At 55.2% G+C, this 12,837-nt stretch carries 15 protein-coding genes and 1 pseudogene; 9 read left to right on the forward strand and 7 right to left on the reverse strand.

Annotation, left to right across the window (positions count from 1 at the left end; all coding sequences use genetic code 11):
• Nucleotides 1-250: 250 nt before the first annotated feature.
• Together LRK71_RS08135 and LRK71_RS08140 are read right to left on the reverse strand one after the other, a co-directional pair.
• Nucleotides 251-1,216 carry a hypothetical protein gene (locus LRK71_RS08135; RefSeq protein WP_232402498.1) on the reverse strand — a complete coding sequence of 322 codons (966 nt, stop codon included), beginning with the start codon at nt 1,214-1,216 and terminating at the stop codon, nt 251-253.
• Between the two features lie 240 nt (nt 1,217-1,456).
• A complete protein-coding gene (locus tag LRK71_RS08140) occupies nt 1,457-2,089 on the reverse strand; it encodes an XRE family transcriptional regulator (protein WP_232402499.1) in 633 nt (210 codons plus the stop codon).
• Between the two features lie 297 nt (nt 2,090-2,386).
• Here LRK71_RS08140 and LRK71_RS08145 point away from each other — a divergent pair, with 297 nt between their 5' ends.
• Entirely contained in the window at nt 2,387-2,710 is a 324-nt protein-coding gene (locus LRK71_RS08145) for a hypothetical protein (protein WP_232402501.1), read from the forward strand.
• A gap of 8 nt (nt 2,711-2,718) precedes the next feature.
• Here LRK71_RS08145 and LRK71_RS08150 read toward each other — a convergent pair whose 3' ends face one another.
• From LRK71_RS08150 to LRK71_RS08160, 3 genes are all read right to left on the reverse strand, one after another.
• Nucleotides 2,719-3,222, reverse strand: a complete 504-nt coding sequence (locus tag LRK71_RS08150) for a WYL domain-containing protein (RefSeq protein WP_232402502.1) — start codon at nt 3,220-3,222, stop codon at nt 2,719-2,721.
• A 136-nt stretch (nt 3,223-3,358) separates the two neighbouring features.
• Nucleotides 3,359-3,598 carry a hypothetical protein gene (locus LRK71_RS08155; RefSeq protein WP_232402503.1) on the reverse strand — a complete coding sequence of 80 codons (240 nt, stop codon included), beginning with the start codon at nt 3,596-3,598 and terminating at the stop codon, nt 3,359-3,361.
• Nucleotides 3,599-3,791: 193 nt separating this feature from the next.
• Nucleotides 3,792-4,514, reverse strand: a complete 723-nt coding sequence (locus tag LRK71_RS08160; protein WP_232402504.1) for a hypothetical protein — start codon at nt 4,512-4,514, stop codon at nt 3,792-3,794.
• A gap of 28 nt (nt 4,515-4,542) precedes the next feature.
• On the opposite strand from LRK71_RS08160, the gene LRK71_RS08165 reads away from it, so the two are divergent.
• The 8 genes and pseudogenes from LRK71_RS08165 to LRK71_RS08200 all read left to right on the forward strand — a co-directional run bounded on the left by LRK71_RS08165 (nt 4,543) and on the right by LRK71_RS08200 (nt 9,010).
• Nucleotides 4,543-5,415, forward strand: a complete 873-nt coding sequence (locus LRK71_RS08165; protein ID WP_232402505.1) for a helix-turn-helix domain-containing protein — start codon at nt 4,543-4,545, stop codon at nt 5,413-5,415.
• Nucleotides 5,412-5,708, forward strand: a complete 297-nt coding sequence (locus LRK71_RS08170; protein WP_232402506.1) for a hypothetical protein — start codon at nt 5,412-5,414, stop codon at nt 5,706-5,708. The genes LRK71_RS08165 and LRK71_RS08170 overlap by 4 nt, the downstream gene beginning before the upstream one ends.
• Nucleotides 5,705-6,265: a MazG-like family protein gene (locus LRK71_RS08175; RefSeq protein WP_232402507.1), complete on the forward strand. Its 561-nt coding sequence runs from the start codon at nt 5,705-5,707 to the stop codon at nt 6,263-6,265. Before LRK71_RS08170 ends, LRK71_RS08175 begins: the two co-directional genes overlap by 4 nt.
• Before the next feature lie 28 nt (nt 6,266-6,293).
• Nucleotides 6,294-6,494 (forward strand): annotated as a pseudogene (locus LRK71_RS08180) (DNA translocase FtsK); the annotation flags it as partial.
• Between the two features lie 177 nt (nt 6,495-6,671).
• Nucleotides 6,672-6,947, forward strand: coding sequence for a DUF2312 domain-containing protein (locus LRK71_RS08185; RefSeq protein WP_232402743.1), 276 nt, complete (start codon nt 6,672-6,674; stop codon nt 6,945-6,947).
• Nucleotides 6,948-6,950: 3 nt separating this feature from the next.
• Nucleotides 6,951-7,370 carry a DUF1064 domain-containing protein gene (locus tag LRK71_RS08190; RefSeq protein ID WP_232402508.1) on the forward strand — a complete coding sequence of 140 codons (420 nt, stop codon included), beginning with the start codon at nt 6,951-6,953 and terminating at the stop codon, nt 7,368-7,370.
• A gap of 3 nt (nt 7,371-7,373) precedes the next feature.
• Complete coding sequence (locus LRK71_RS08195) at nt 7,374-7,988, forward strand: hypothetical protein (RefSeq protein WP_232402510.1); 615 nt, start codon at nt 7,374-7,376, stop codon at nt 7,986-7,988.
• A gap of 536 nt (nt 7,989-8,524) precedes the next feature.
• Nucleotides 8,525-9,010 carry a hypothetical protein gene (locus tag LRK71_RS08200; RefSeq protein ID WP_232402512.1) on the forward strand — a complete coding sequence of 162 codons (486 nt, stop codon included), beginning with the start codon at nt 8,525-8,527 and terminating at the stop codon, nt 9,008-9,010.
• A 271-nt stretch (nt 9,011-9,281) separates the two neighbouring features.
• Here the strand turns inward: LRK71_RS08200 and LRK71_RS08205 are convergent, their stop codons facing one another.
• The gene (locus LRK71_RS08205) at nt 9,282-9,710 is read right to left on the reverse strand and encodes a DUF4399 domain-containing protein (RefSeq protein WP_232402513.1); all 429 of its coding nucleotides are present in this window, start codon (nt 9,708-9,710) and stop codon (nt 9,282-9,284) included.
• A 282-nt stretch (nt 9,711-9,992) separates the two neighbouring features.
• Nucleotides 9,993-12,542, reverse strand: coding sequence for a DEAD/DEAH box helicase family protein (locus LRK71_RS08210; RefSeq protein ID WP_232402514.1), 2,550 nt, complete (start codon nt 12,540-12,542; stop codon nt 9,993-9,995).
• Nucleotides 12,543-12,837 lie beyond the last annotated feature (295 nt).

Raw genomic sequence — 12,837 nt, forward strand, 5'->3', positions numbered from 1 at the left:
AGGGGGATGGTCTACCGTTCAGTAGCCGACCGCCTCGGGCCTTCAGCAGCTTGGGTGGGTTGCTGTCAATCATAGCGGGAAGCAGCAACGCGCAGATAGCGACCATTGCAATGTCAGGTCCAGCGGGCGGCGGGACCTGACTAGCGGCCCTGAGCCGACCTTCGCGAAGGACATGCGCCATGAGCGGTTTCGGCTCCTCGCTGTCATTCGTCAAAGCGGTCTTCATTCCAGCGTGGCGACGGTAGCTTGCCTACTGCGGAACCTCTTCAAGCACCGTCCCTACCGGCGCAGAACGTTTCGACAGCAGGTCGCGGATTTCTCGGAGGATCGTCACAGTCTCGTCATTCGATGCATTAATGATCCCTCCTAGCTGCACCGACGTTTCAGCCTGGGCATCGCGCAAACCGGCTACCCCAGCCTGCACGTCCTCAAGGGCAGACTGAACCTCCGGGCCGTTGTCGGGCGTACGCCGGTACTCAGAATAGACGATCTGGACCGCTGGCATTGCAATGGCAATTATCACAGCGAAAACACCGATCAAGATAGCCCGCCCCGCAGTACGGTCATTATCCGCAGCGGCCTTCTCGAACTTCTGAAGGAACTCGGCAGCGGCACCTTGCAGGCCATTGGCGATCTGCGCTGCATCTGTGGCGATGCCCTGCATCTGCTCAAACCGTTTTTCGATACGTTCGAGGCGCTCATTGGTCTCAAAGATCGGGTTCCGCGGAATCTTGAACTGATCGATGTTAGGCTGTCGCGCCGGCTCCGGCTTCGCAATGTCTTCGGGGATATGCGGACGCATTGCCTCAATCGTTCGCTGCTGGTCTGCAATCTGCTTGGCAACACGGCCAATGGCGGAATCTTCCCCGGCGGAGAGCCCTAGGTTTTTCATACGATCTTGAAGGCCGCGATAGGGCGCAAGTGCCTTCTCCATCTGTTCCTGGATGGCAGAGTCGCGTTTCGCGTCCTCAGCCAGATTCGCCGCGACACCCTCATGCCCCGAAAGCCCTTGGAGATGCTTCATTTGCTCTTGCAAATGGCCAAGCGGTTCGATCTGCCGCCTCACGCCTTCCATGGCTTTCTTCAGAGCCCGCCCCCTTTCACCGCCACCATCCCCCTGAGCCTTCAATTTTTCGCTCAAAGCGGCAAGATCGACGCCTTTCTTCTTCGGTGGGCTTTCACCGTCGCCTTGGCTGTCGTCATGGTCATCACTCATCAATAATCATCCTGAATTCGGTGCCCGAGGCATAGATATAGGGGATGCTTCACGGTATTGTAGGCTCAGTGGTGCAGGCAGGCATTCATCCCGCCTTCCTTCTCCCGTAATTTTCGTAAAGTGCCGTTGCTCATCTGTGCTCACGGCACAGTTCGCTCCTCGGCACACGGTCCACTTCGTGCGCTTCCTGGTCATTCGGCCGACGCGCGGCGAACGGCAACTTCCCGCCCGCAGCATCTTTTAGTTGGTTTTTCTAGCGAGTTCGGCGGGCCAGTGGAGCCGAACCTTTGCCGCCCACTTGAGCCGGACGTTCCATATATTGTTCGCGCCGGGGTTCAGGGAAATCAGGTGAAATAGCCCCGGTTCGTCACCGGGCTTGATCTGCTTGACCCAGCCCATGCCGTCCTCATCTTCGCAGACGCAGCGGTGACCAATGTCATCCGACGGCACGGCGTCATGGCCGTTGCGGGTGTAAAACAGCAGATCCCCGGCAGAATAGACAGGTTCCATGCTGTCGCCCTCGACCTCTACCGCGACAATGCCATGAGGGGATAGTCCGGGCGGGCATTCGACCTGGGGGCCGTCGCCTTTTTCATAGACGTCAAACAGGGGAACCTGGGCACCAGCACCGACTTTACCAGCGATTGCGATGGTTGGGGCTACTTGGAAGTCGCCTGCCATGAAACTTTCAAGTGAAACGCCTGTAGCGGCGGCAAGCCGTAGAGCATCTTCTGCATTGGTGCTTTGCGTCTTTCCCTGATTGATCTTCTTCAGCTGCTCGTAAGAAACACCAGCCTTTTCGGCTAGTTTTCGCATCGAAAGTCCTGATGCGGCCATTGCTCCGTTGAGCGCTTCTCTGAATGTCAAAGGCATAGGGTGACAATATTCCCTATTGGCTGTCAAGAATAGGAGACGATTGTCCCTTGCTATTTGGGGATAATAATCCCTATATGGCGTCATGATTACTGCACACCTGATTTCGGAGATCGAGACTTTTGCCTCTTTGAGGGGGATCGCTCCGGCGACGGTTACCAGCCGAGGTGTTGGGAATAGTCGACTTTATCACCGCCTGAAAAATGGCAAAAGCTGTACGTTGGATGTGGCCGAGCGGCTGCGCGCCTATATGGCCGAAAACCCACCGCTCGCTGCCGCACAGTCGGAGGGTGCAGCATGAGCCGCCCCCGTCTGACCCTGATTGTGAACAATGATATGCCATGCTCGCAGGATGTGCCGCGCGCTGGGCAAAAGTCTTGGTCAAATATGTTTGACCCCTATGCCCTAAAGGCTAATGCGCCGGATCTATGGTCGGCCTATTTCCGTGCCCGGTTCAACAGCCCGCGCGAAGTGGCGCTGTTCTGCGACGTGAGCTTTCAAACCGCGCTGAACTGGTGGGGCGCGGTAACCGCCCCAGCCAGCCATATTACGTTGCTGGTCATACTAACTGACCCAGACGCAGCTGCCTTCTTTGGCGAAACGTTGGGACGGGCGGCATGATGGGTGGTTCAACTACTTTTGCTACGTTTCTTCCACCAGCTCGCAACGAGAGCGCCCAGAACGCCGTATCCGCCCAGAACGACAACTGCCCAGCCAAGGCCAGACGCATACCAAATGAAGCCAGAGTGCAAAACGGCTATTCCCCAATAGAATTCAACCACTTTTTTGATGAGTGGGTTTTCTTCCTCCTTGTCGGAGGCAAGTTCACCAACTTCAAAATTGTCTGGCTCGTCAGATTCCCAAAACTCATCAGGAATGTCGTCGATATTGCCGGTCTCAAGTTCTTTGAGCAACGTATCGGACTCGAGCGCTTGTCCGTCCTCCGAAGTCAAGCAGGCGATCCTATCAAGGCGAAATGTGCGGGCGTCATTGTGCAAATTGCACCAGCCATGCAGGTAGACCTTCCCGCCCCAGGTTTCTTTAAAAAGGAAGGTGACCGCCCGATCAGTTTCTGCCCCAGCGGCATCACGGTAGGTCAAATTTGCAAAAATGGGTTTGAAGGTTCGGTTCACGAAACCGTCTCCCCATCAAAATCAATCGTGGATCGGTTGGTCCAAAAGTATGCCAAAGCAAAATCGCTCCTTAATTGTTTGCGTAGCAAGGGGTGTAGCGGGTCGCGCGTGCGAGGTGCGGCCCGCGATGGTCTTACTAAGTATCTGAATCCTCAAAATAATCGCCTTCTGAGAAATCGAAATAGACCTCCCCAATCTTTTTTCCGATGCGGCCAGTCACTTCGTGATGTCCATCTTGGTATTCGCCGCGCTCTAGTTTGCTGGCAATCTTTCTCAATGCCGCAGCAGTCCAACCTCGCGCTACGTTCTCTGACGGACCTGGGCAAGTTAGTTCCACGTTGCATTCGATATACTGCATCAGCTGTGGTTCGCTCATTTTGTTCGGCCTCTTTTTGGGGGCTGACGAAAGGTGGCATCAGGTCGCGCGTGCCAAGTGCTGCCTGTATCTTATCGATTGTTACAATCAGAAAAGTATCACCTATAGGTTGCGAAAAATCAAGCCGGGTTCAGATCGGGGCCCGCATATGAGCGGGCCTCTGGATAAGCAGGCATTTGATGCCTTTATGCGGTCAATCGGTGCCGAGGTAGAGTTGCAGCCCGCGCAGGGCGGCGAAGACCACACCACAGCAGCCAGAAAAATAAAGGATAACTCCGGCGAAAGTGAACTTTCTGAACGGGATTTCGACCACGCCGAAGGAGTATATTCGCTGCCGGAAGGTGTGCGTTTCCGCTTCGCCGAAACCGATGCCGATCATGGCAGCGGAAATCGAGCCGATCAGCAGATCGTCGTGGGGGCTACCAATGAGCATGGTCCATACGCCAGCGACCAGGCCAGCCGCACCAAGAGCCGCATACCACTTCTCAGCGACCACAGCCGCCAGGCGATCTATCGTGTTTGCAAATGGTGCGTTCATTGGGCTCGAGCCTCCTTTGGCAGGGGGCGCAAATGATCGGCATTCAAACTGGCCGCATTGCGCGACCGGACTACAGTTTTCATCCTGCATTTTCTCCGTTGATGTGTGGGATGAATGCGCGCGGTAGGTCTGCAAACCTGCCGCGCATCCCACGGTTTTCAAGGATTGCAGGGTTTCGTGATTCTCAATCGCGCGCCTCTGGCTCTTTTTCCATTTCCGAACACGCGCCGGAATTCTTTCACGCTGAACATCACGGGACAGCGGAACAACAAAACTGCACTGCATACCGGGTCCGGCGCGGACGGCATGACCTTTCATGGGCCGGTAAGTGCAATCACCGGGGCGCAGGCAGGCGCCAGAGGCGGGTTCTCCCGTCACTGCCACTCATTCAACGGAGGGCAGGGGCATGAGCATCGAGATACATGCACTGATCAAGCGCCGCGTAGTGGGTTCGCCCACCAAGAAGGCAATCTTGCTTTATATGGCCGACGCTGCCAGCGATGACGGCTCAGGGATCTGGGTCAGCAAGGGTAACATGGCGCTCGATCTGGAAATGAAAAGCAAGCGCACTGTGCAGACCAATATTGCCGATCTGGTTGAGGCGGGGATCGTCTCCGAAGTCGGGCAGCGCAAGTGTAAGAACGGCTTCACAGTCGAATACCGGATCAATCTAAACACGGTTTCAGGCCTCCCACAGACCCGTGCAGCAAATGCACCCGTACCACAACATATAGCGGGCGCATTAAATGCACGGGTGCAGGAGCTGCATCCGACTGGTGCAGGAAATGCACCCCCACCCGTGCAGGAGATGCACCCAAACCATCCTTTGAACCATAATAGAACCTTGTGTCCGGCTGACGCCGACCACACACAACAACTAGATTTTGATTTTTCTGGTTTCTTTGATCAGTTCGCTGATGCCTTCCCCAGGATGGGCGATGCAGAGAAAACCGAGGATGCACTGCGCAAGGCGCTGGGTGAGGGCGTCGACCCCGCCGCGATCCTGGCAGGGGCCAAGGCCTATGCCGTCGAGCAGCAGGGCAACCAGCCGCGCTACATCAAATATTCCGAGAACTGGATCGAGGAAAAGCGTTGGCGCCAGCATGTGACCAAGCCGGTTGCATTCGTGGATCCGCAGAAGGTGCTGGAAGAGCGCGCCAAGGATATCCAAGCCCGCAAGCCATGGGCCCGCACCATTAAGGTCAGCCAGGCAGGGGAGTGCATCACAGCCGGTCTGGTTTCGGTAGCGCAGTGTCGCGCGGCGGGGATCAACGTATGAGCGCCCAACACGCAAACCCAGATCTGCACGGCACCCGCTTTGGCAATGTGGTGGTCACCGTGGACCTAGAGCTAGGCGACTGCATGGTTCGGGCCCCCCAGAAAGGCCGGATCTGCACAATGCCCCGCACGATCAGGTTGAACAGCCTTGATGAGATCCGGGGCGCATATGCGGCGCAGGCCCAGCTGGCCCGACGCGCTCCAAAAGAAAACCCGCATGCTGCCGATATCGCCCGCGCGCTCAAACTCGCGGGCCAAAAGCTCAAAGCCCATCAGGAAAGGAAACGAACATGAAGATTGATTTTTCCAATCTGCGCGCCGCCAACATCTCCCGCCAGGCCGAGTGGCCGGGCAACGACAAGGCAGATCTTGGTTTCCGCGCGCTTGAAGTGGCAGACGAGGCTGGGGAGCTGATGGGCGCCCTCAAGAAGTTGGCCCGCGCGCAGCGTGGTATCGCAGGCAACACACTCTCTATGCAGGACGTAGCCGACGAGATGGGCGATACCGTGATCGCGCTGGACCTGCTGGCTATCGAGATGGATTTTCATTTTCGCGTCTGGGCTGACAATGATTGGGCACATCAGGCAGGCCCTCCGACGCCAGTAGAAGAGTTGGCCTTGATGCTGGATGCTGCCGTGGGAAACCTATCGGGTTTTGTCGCAGATCGACTGCAGGAAGATCGAGGCGAAGTGCGTGCGGATAGTACGGATCAGAAGATCCGAAAGCACGCTGGCCGCACTGCGTTCTGGGTCATGTGCCTGGCCGATGCGCTGGGCGTGGATCTCGAGACTGCGATCACCACCAAGTTCAACAAGACTTCTGAAAAATACGGGATGGCCACGCGCCTCTGACTTTCAGCTTTGCTCAGGAGAAAACCTCATGCTTGATAACCCACAAGAACCGCTAAAATCCGAAGGTGACGCCCTCTACTTCCGTGCTGCTGCGCTGGTTGTGAAGGAGGGCAAGGCCAGCACCTCGTTTGTTCAGAAGCACCTTGCTATCGGCTACAACAAGGCCGCCCGCCTGGTTGAGCGCATGGAAGAACAGGGGATTGTGTCTGCAGCTGATCATATCGGGAAACGGGAAGTCGCCACGATTGATACGATCCGCGCAGCTATTGCCCTGCAAAGTGATCTTTCCAAAGACGCCGACAAGGCCGCGCTGGTGGAAGCCCTCGCAGCTGCCTCTGATGACATTGCTGCGAAAGCCCTAAAGGGGGCTCATGACAAGCAGCGGCAAAGCCAGGGTAAGCCGCCTATGAAGGCAGACCAAGATTTTGATAAGGCAGCAGATGCAAGCTACCGGGTGACGGCAACTGAATTGCGTCAGTTCATTGAGCGCTTTGAACGCCTAGACGCTGAAAAGAAGGATATCGCAGAACAGCAGAAAGAGGTCATGGCAGAGGCAAAGTCCCGCGGCTACGACACAAAGGTGATCCGCAAGGTGATCGCCCTGCGCAAGCGCGACCAAGACGATATCGCCGAGGAAGAGGCGGTGCTCGAAATGTACAAAGAAGCGCTGGGGATGAGCTGAACCATGACAGAACGAATGACAGCAAAAGAATACCAAGAGGCCCAGCGCTCCGATACAGGGCAGGGAGAAGACCGCAGACGGGTACGGGGCACCATACGCACCACCACGGCAGACGGCATCACCCATGACAGCAAGACAGAGGCCCAGCGCTGGGAAGAGTTGAAGCTGATGCAGGCGGCAGGCGAGATCTGTGGGCTGCAGCGCCAGGTAGATATCGGCCTGGTGGGGCGGGACGGCCCCATTATGACAGATGGGGGAAAACAGCAGCGGGTCTACCGTGCGGACTTTGTCTATGTCGACAACGCGCTGGGCATCACCGTGGTTGAGGATCGCAAGGGTCACGAGACCGAGGTGTTCAAGCTGAAAAAGGCGATCCTTGCCGCGCAGGGGCGTGAAATCAAAATCACCAAGGCAAAGAGCTAAACCATGGGCATCGAGCAGGGGTTGCCCCTTGATGAAGAGCAGGGCGCGCTGGGCGGGAAAGAGGCAGAGTTGCAAGCCGAGATCCGCGAACTGCGCGGACTTCTCGAGCGTGCGGGACGCGTTGGGCGGTCGCAGTCTGATCGCCCAGCGCCGAAGGCAATGGCCCAGCAGCTTGCCCTGCCGGATGTGGTGCGCTTCCCTCTGGCGGAGTTTGCAGAGGGAAGGGGGCAAAGGGTGCCGCTGCCGGAAAGCGTCGAAGAGATTGCCGAGGTGATCGGGCGCGGTGATGCAGTGCGGCTGGTGGAAGGCACGCGCGCCAGCGGAAAGCGCCGTTGGCGCCGCTCGCTATATGTCCCAACCGATATGACCGCAGAGCACCGTATCGCTTCTATGATCGGCTTAGAGGCCGCCACGCGCCTCAGTTTCAGCCACGGCAATTGCATTGTCGAGCTGCCTTCCTGTTTCGCCCTGCGTAAAGCCTACGCCGCAGACCATGCTTCGCGCCTGAGCGATGCTGGCGCCACCCAAGCGGAGATTGCAAACGAGATGGGGGTTGAGCAGAAGACGGTAAAGAGCTTGCTGGATGTTGCAAGTTATTGGCAGCAGAGACTTAGCTAACAAATCCGCCTGCAACAATACTACCTATGAGCTGCACAGGGGGCGCCAGATTGACGGTGGTGCGGTCAAGACTGGGCGGAGTGAGGGCGGACTTGCGCTACGGTGAAAAAGGAGCATAAATCTCCCCACTAGTGGAAGAATGGCTTATCGGTTTTGATCCGGAATAGGAGCAAGTGTATGCCTAAAACGAGGCCACCCCGAGAACGCGCAGCTCGCTCCCTATGTGAGCTGGAGGGGAACCCACCGAATGCCACGATGGACGGTGCACCCATGTGGGTGTCGTACCTTCCGGAGGTGGATGCGGTGTTGCGGGCCGCTCTGGGAGATGAGGCTTGGGCGGCCATGAAGGCTGAAGAGGTAAGTCCAGAATAGGAGGGAGGTTCTTACATCGCGCAGCATTTCTGAAGGCCGAAGAACCGCTATGCCGGACTTTGCTGCCGCTTACTCGAACATTGACTAAGTTACAGGCTGATGGTTATTCAAGCAAATTTTTCCCAGAGTGGGAAGCTCCGGCAAAACCAAAGGGGGAGCGCAAAATGGACTTGAGTGTTGAGGTAAGGCTGGGACAGGGTGGCCACAAGGACTTGTTCCTAAAAATCCCTTTGCTCGGTGTCAGCGTTTGCGCCGACACCTACTACTTTGTTCTTGCTTTAGAAGAGCGACAGATCCGAGTTGATGAAGTTGCCATTCGGCAGGCTGTGGTATCACTACTGCAATATTGGATAGATAGGGCATCAAATTTGAAAGATCTGGAAACAATCCATCTCCCGTTCGATTTCAGTGATCAATACACTGGCTGTCTACAAGTGACTGCCGAAGGCTCCAGTTTCCACCTATCTTATGGTTTTAGCCTTATTGAAGGCTGGCGCGTTAACCCGCTTAGTCCTGGGCATTACTCCCATCAGGTCGGTGATTTTCGACAACAGGAAAACTGTGAGCATAGGATTCCTAGGAGTGACTTTATCGGTACCCTTAATAGGAGCATCGCTGACCTCGAAAGTGAAACAGCACAGCCGCTATAGCTGTCCGGTGTCAATCGTAATCGGTGTAACTATGGGCTCACAGCTGACATGCGGCGATGCGGCGCGCCGGGGAAGATCGTCCAGCACCGCAACGACGGTTCCGGCCCTTTGCTGCCGTTGACCGACGGGGCGAGATGCTGCGGTCGCAGCCCGCATTGCCGCCGTTTGCTGCGGATGCGAACTTAAGCCCAACGCGAACTGGTCGCGTGCAGGATGAAGCGGACTACTCCGCTTCATCCTCTGAGCTGTAGGCTGCTGTGGCGAAGCCGGTTTAGTTCACCGTGATTGTAATAACCTCGCTCATCACAGGCGGGTTGTGTGGAACGTGGCTCCAATCGCCAAGCAACAGTTGCAGCGTATGCGTGCCTGCAGGCAGATCTTTGGTCACCTGTGTCTGGCCACCCCCGAAATGGACGATCTTGTCCGTTGCGGGCAGTCCGGAATCCATGTCCAGCGTACTTGGGTCGGCGTCGATCAGAAGATGATGGTGGCCGGTGTTGTCCACGTCTGTTCCGGCCGGGGCGACGCCCATACCCTCCAATCCAAAAACGATAGTAACCGGATTTGACACCGTGGATCCATCCGTCGGCGAAACAATGTACGCGCTGGCACCTTCGGGCGCAGGGCTCCGGTGAGAGTCGGCGGACGCAGTCCCGGTAATCAGAAGTCCTGCCGTAGCAGCGATTATCAAATGCTTCATTTTATCCTCCCAGAAAAATAGCCGATTGGCCCACTTGTAACAGTATAGCACGCCAGTCCTCTTGGCCACAAAACGCTATGTAAGAGTCTAGTCGGCCCAGACCTGCCGTTCGACGCGTCACCCGTCGCTACGGCGCAGCACCCCGAAGCGGTCATCCATGGCATCGTGCAGAATTGGTCGTCAGGCAAAGATCAGCGGCGAGTACCGAGCTGCTGAGACCGGACAGTGAAGGACCTTTCGAATGTGGTCCTTCACCTTTTGCCAACTACACTGACGAGATTTTCACATCAAAGACTTGAGTAGTCTGCGCGAGAACGCAGTCGACAAACCGCCAATCTGATACTCCGGAAGCATGCCGAGCTCCTTCAGCATGTGCCAACGTTCAAGCTGCGTCCTGCCAACCAAATCGTCGATACGTGCCACAAAGCCATTGCATACCTCGCAGAACTCATCTGGTGAGGCTAGGAACAGATGATCGCCCGGAGAGGCGTTGCCGCTCACGACACCCAGAGGGCCTAACACGATCACTCCGCTGAAGCCGTATCCATCATAATGCTCTTGCAGCCATTCAATATGATTAAGAGATTGCCCGACCGCATCTTTCTTGTATGTCGTATCACCTTCTTTTTTTTGGGTCTTCAGCTCGAACGCGATAAGCTCCTTGGTCTCCTCTGAGCTCCAGACGACGTCTGGCCCCTTCTTGAAAACATTGTCAGGTCTAGCCGTTTCAAAACCGAGGAGTTCACCAATGATGCGGCAAGCTTCTTCCCTCTCATTGGACGACTTTGAGTGGTTTCCAACGATTGAGATACTACGTCTAAGCGAGGCCGCGTACTTCGAGAACGGGTTCCCGGCCTTCATGTTCAAATCCGCCAACTTCCGTTGCACAGGGTTCTCGGTGTCCAGTTCTCCCTGCTCGGTATCGAATTTACTAATGAGAGGAACATTGAGCCTTGGCGTAAGCCTTGATCTGGCCCGTGAGTAATGCGTCGAGGCGGACCCCAAATCTCCATCCATTTCGTAAGTCATACCAAGCCAAAGATCATACCAACCTGCGAGCTTTGAGTCGACGGGTGCGATATTGTCGACAACTGACATGAGAGATTGTCGAGCCCTTTGACCATCCCCATGCCAAAGGTAGCTCATGAACTCACTTTCAGCCGACGCGCCACTTGCCAACTTCTCCTCACGCTCCCGCACCAAATTTATCGAGTCTTCATCTACCTCCAAGCCATCGATAGTTTCGCCGTAAAATTTCAGCCATTCTTTGTCGCGAACCTTACTTTCGCCATTTCCAAGAATGTTATTCAACAATTCAACCAGTTGCTCGTTGTTGCTCTCACCTATCTGCTCTTGCAAACTTGCTCCCAACAGGAACTGCTTTCGAATTAACGCCGGGAGTAGAGCAATATTTCTATCGTTCTTGCACCACGTATTCAGGTCATGGCCGTATATGATAAACGCACCGTAATCGCTTCGTCCTCGGTTAATTCTACCCAGAAGCTGCGTCAAACGAGTTGACGTTTTGGTAGCGTTCTGGCTCAACATCTGCAGAGCTTCGACTTGATAGCGTTCTTGAGAATTGGAGCCACTTGGGCTTCCATCGATGATCATAACTCTACATGTGTTTTGCGGAAGGTCTATTCCGTCGACCCTAGACACCAAGCAGAATGCCCCAGTGTCACTGACGCGGAAATCATTCAAAGCTTCTGAAAAGTCGTCCGCCGAGGGCGGCTTGCACACTTCCTTCCATACCCCTGCCTTTCTGTAGCTGGGTACAGAAACGAGAACTTTCGACTCCGCCTTTAGGCGGTTGGCTAAATCTATCTTCCCATCGGGATCCTTGAGCAAAGAGCCAAGTATGATAACCCTCTCCCCGTTGCCAGCATCATTGTTCGGCTCGATCCTGTTAACTTTGGGGGTTCCAAATGCTCTTATGAAGTCCGTTGGATAGTCCAACGTTGCGGACAGATATATTCTCCTTGGGCAGCTCAGAACATGCTCAAAGTGAGCATTCGGAATGAATGGAGGACAAATTTCAACCTCACGGGAGGACACATACACTGCGCAATAGGAAATGTGCTCGAAGAGTTGAAGCATAGGGAATAGGAGGTCCTTGTGCTTCCGATAATCGTAGGCTTTGAAGGCATCGATGATTGCACCGGAATTTCTTGCTGCTGTCATAGGGGGACATAACGTAGTCCCGCCGGATGCCTCGTCGACAACAAACTTTAGATGGTCCCCCTTCTTAATATTCTCGAACTCTGGTCGGACGATTTCGACTAATCGGTTGTACAAGTCTTCATGATCGGCGACCGAAACGGACACAGTGAGACTATCTCGGATCAGTCTTTCCGATACGTGAGCATCGTCAAAAATTATCCCACCAAGCTGGAATTTCTTAAAGGGGGAGGTCGACAGAAAGAGCGCTTGGTAGGTCGTTATGCAGAATGACTTACCTGTTTCGAATTTATCGTTGGAGTAACTGCCACCAGTCCTTGTAGTATAGCTTAGGCCAAGTTTCTCAGCTTCGCGCGCAGTCTGTTCGACGAGGTCAATCGTACTGCAAACAAAGAGAACATTCTCCACGCCTTCATTGACCAGACTCTGGGCTGCCATCAACCCCACAATGGACTTCCCCGCGCCCGTGTTGAGAATTATCAGATTGTCCTTTTCTTTGCGCGCTTCATTCCATGCCGCAAGGGCGTCCGCCTGCCCCTTCCAAAGATCATTGGGAGCACCGCCTGTATTTGGTGTTTTCTTAAATATATCGATGGGGTCGGTTGGTGCTGACTTCGAATTTGGCCGAGACAGTTTTGAAAAATCTACCATGGTTTTAAGGTGCTTTCGACTGAGTAATCACACCCACACTACACCCCAATGTGGAATCGAGTTCAATGTTTTCCCGGTTTTCGTTGTCGGCAGTCTGCTGAAGACGCCGCCTCTTGATCAGGCCTGAGCGAACCGCGCCAATCAGTGCAAACAAGCCATCAGTGCCAAGGACCGCTACGTGACCTTAGCCGTCGTTCATCCAAGGCGCAGCGAAAGCCCGCTCTCCGCCCTTCCTGTAAGCACACCCCCTGGATCTGACCATGCAAGCATGGGGCTGCTTCGGGTCGGAAACGGT

Origin of the sequence: Pseudophaeobacter flagellatus, assembly GCF_021228235.1 — a bacterium.
Lineage (GTDB): Bacteria > Pseudomonadota > Alphaproteobacteria > Rhodobacterales > Rhodobacteraceae > Pseudophaeobacter > Pseudophaeobacter flagellatus.

What these genes read in the sequence shown, in the direction of transcription:
- LRK71_RS08135 (WP_232402498.1), bottom strand. Translation starts at nt 1,216, where the DNA reads ATGAGTGATGACCATGACGACAGCCAAGGCGACGGTGAAAGCCCACCG.
- LRK71_RS08140 (WP_232402499.1), bottom strand. Translation starts at nt 2,089, where the DNA reads ATGCCTTTGACATTCAGAGAAGCGCTCAACGGAGCAATGGCCGCATCA.
- LRK71_RS08145 (WP_232402501.1), top strand. Translation starts at nt 2,387, where the DNA reads ATGAGCCGCCCCCGTCTGACCCTGATTGTGAACAATGATATGCCATGC.
- LRK71_RS08155 (WP_232402503.1), bottom strand. Translation starts at nt 3,598, where the DNA reads ATGAGCGAACCACAGCTGATGCAGTATATCGAATGCAACGTGGAACTA.
- LRK71_RS08165 (WP_232402505.1), top strand. Translation starts at nt 4,543, where the DNA reads ATGAGCATCGAGATACATGCACTGATCAAGCGCCGCGTAGTGGGTTCG.
- LRK71_RS08170 (WP_232402506.1), top strand. Translation starts at nt 5,412, where the DNA reads ATGAGCGCCCAACACGCAAACCCAGATCTGCACGGCACCCGCTTTGGC.
- LRK71_RS08175 (WP_232402507.1), top strand. Translation starts at nt 5,705, where the DNA reads ATGAAGATTGATTTTTCCAATCTGCGCGCCGCCAACATCTCCCGCCAG.
- LRK71_RS08185 (WP_232402743.1), top strand. Translation starts at nt 6,672, where the DNA reads ATGAAGGCAGACCAAGATTTTGATAAGGCAGCAGATGCAAGCTACCGG.
- LRK71_RS08190 (WP_232402508.1), top strand. Translation starts at nt 6,951, where the DNA reads ATGACAGAACGAATGACAGCAAAAGAATACCAAGAGGCCCAGCGCTCC.
- LRK71_RS08195 (WP_232402510.1), top strand. Translation starts at nt 7,374, where the DNA reads ATGGGCATCGAGCAGGGGTTGCCCCTTGATGAAGAGCAGGGCGCGCTG.
- LRK71_RS08200 (WP_232402512.1), top strand. Translation starts at nt 8,525, where the DNA reads ATGGACTTGAGTGTTGAGGTAAGGCTGGGACAGGGTGGCCACAAGGAC.
- LRK71_RS08205 (WP_232402513.1), bottom strand. Translation starts at nt 9,710, where the DNA reads ATGAAGCATTTGATAATCGCTGCTACGGCAGGACTTCTGATTACCGGG.
- LRK71_RS08210 (WP_232402514.1), bottom strand. Translation starts at nt 12,542, where the DNA reads ATGGTAGATTTTTCAAAACTGTCTCGGCCAAATTCGAAGTCAGCACCA.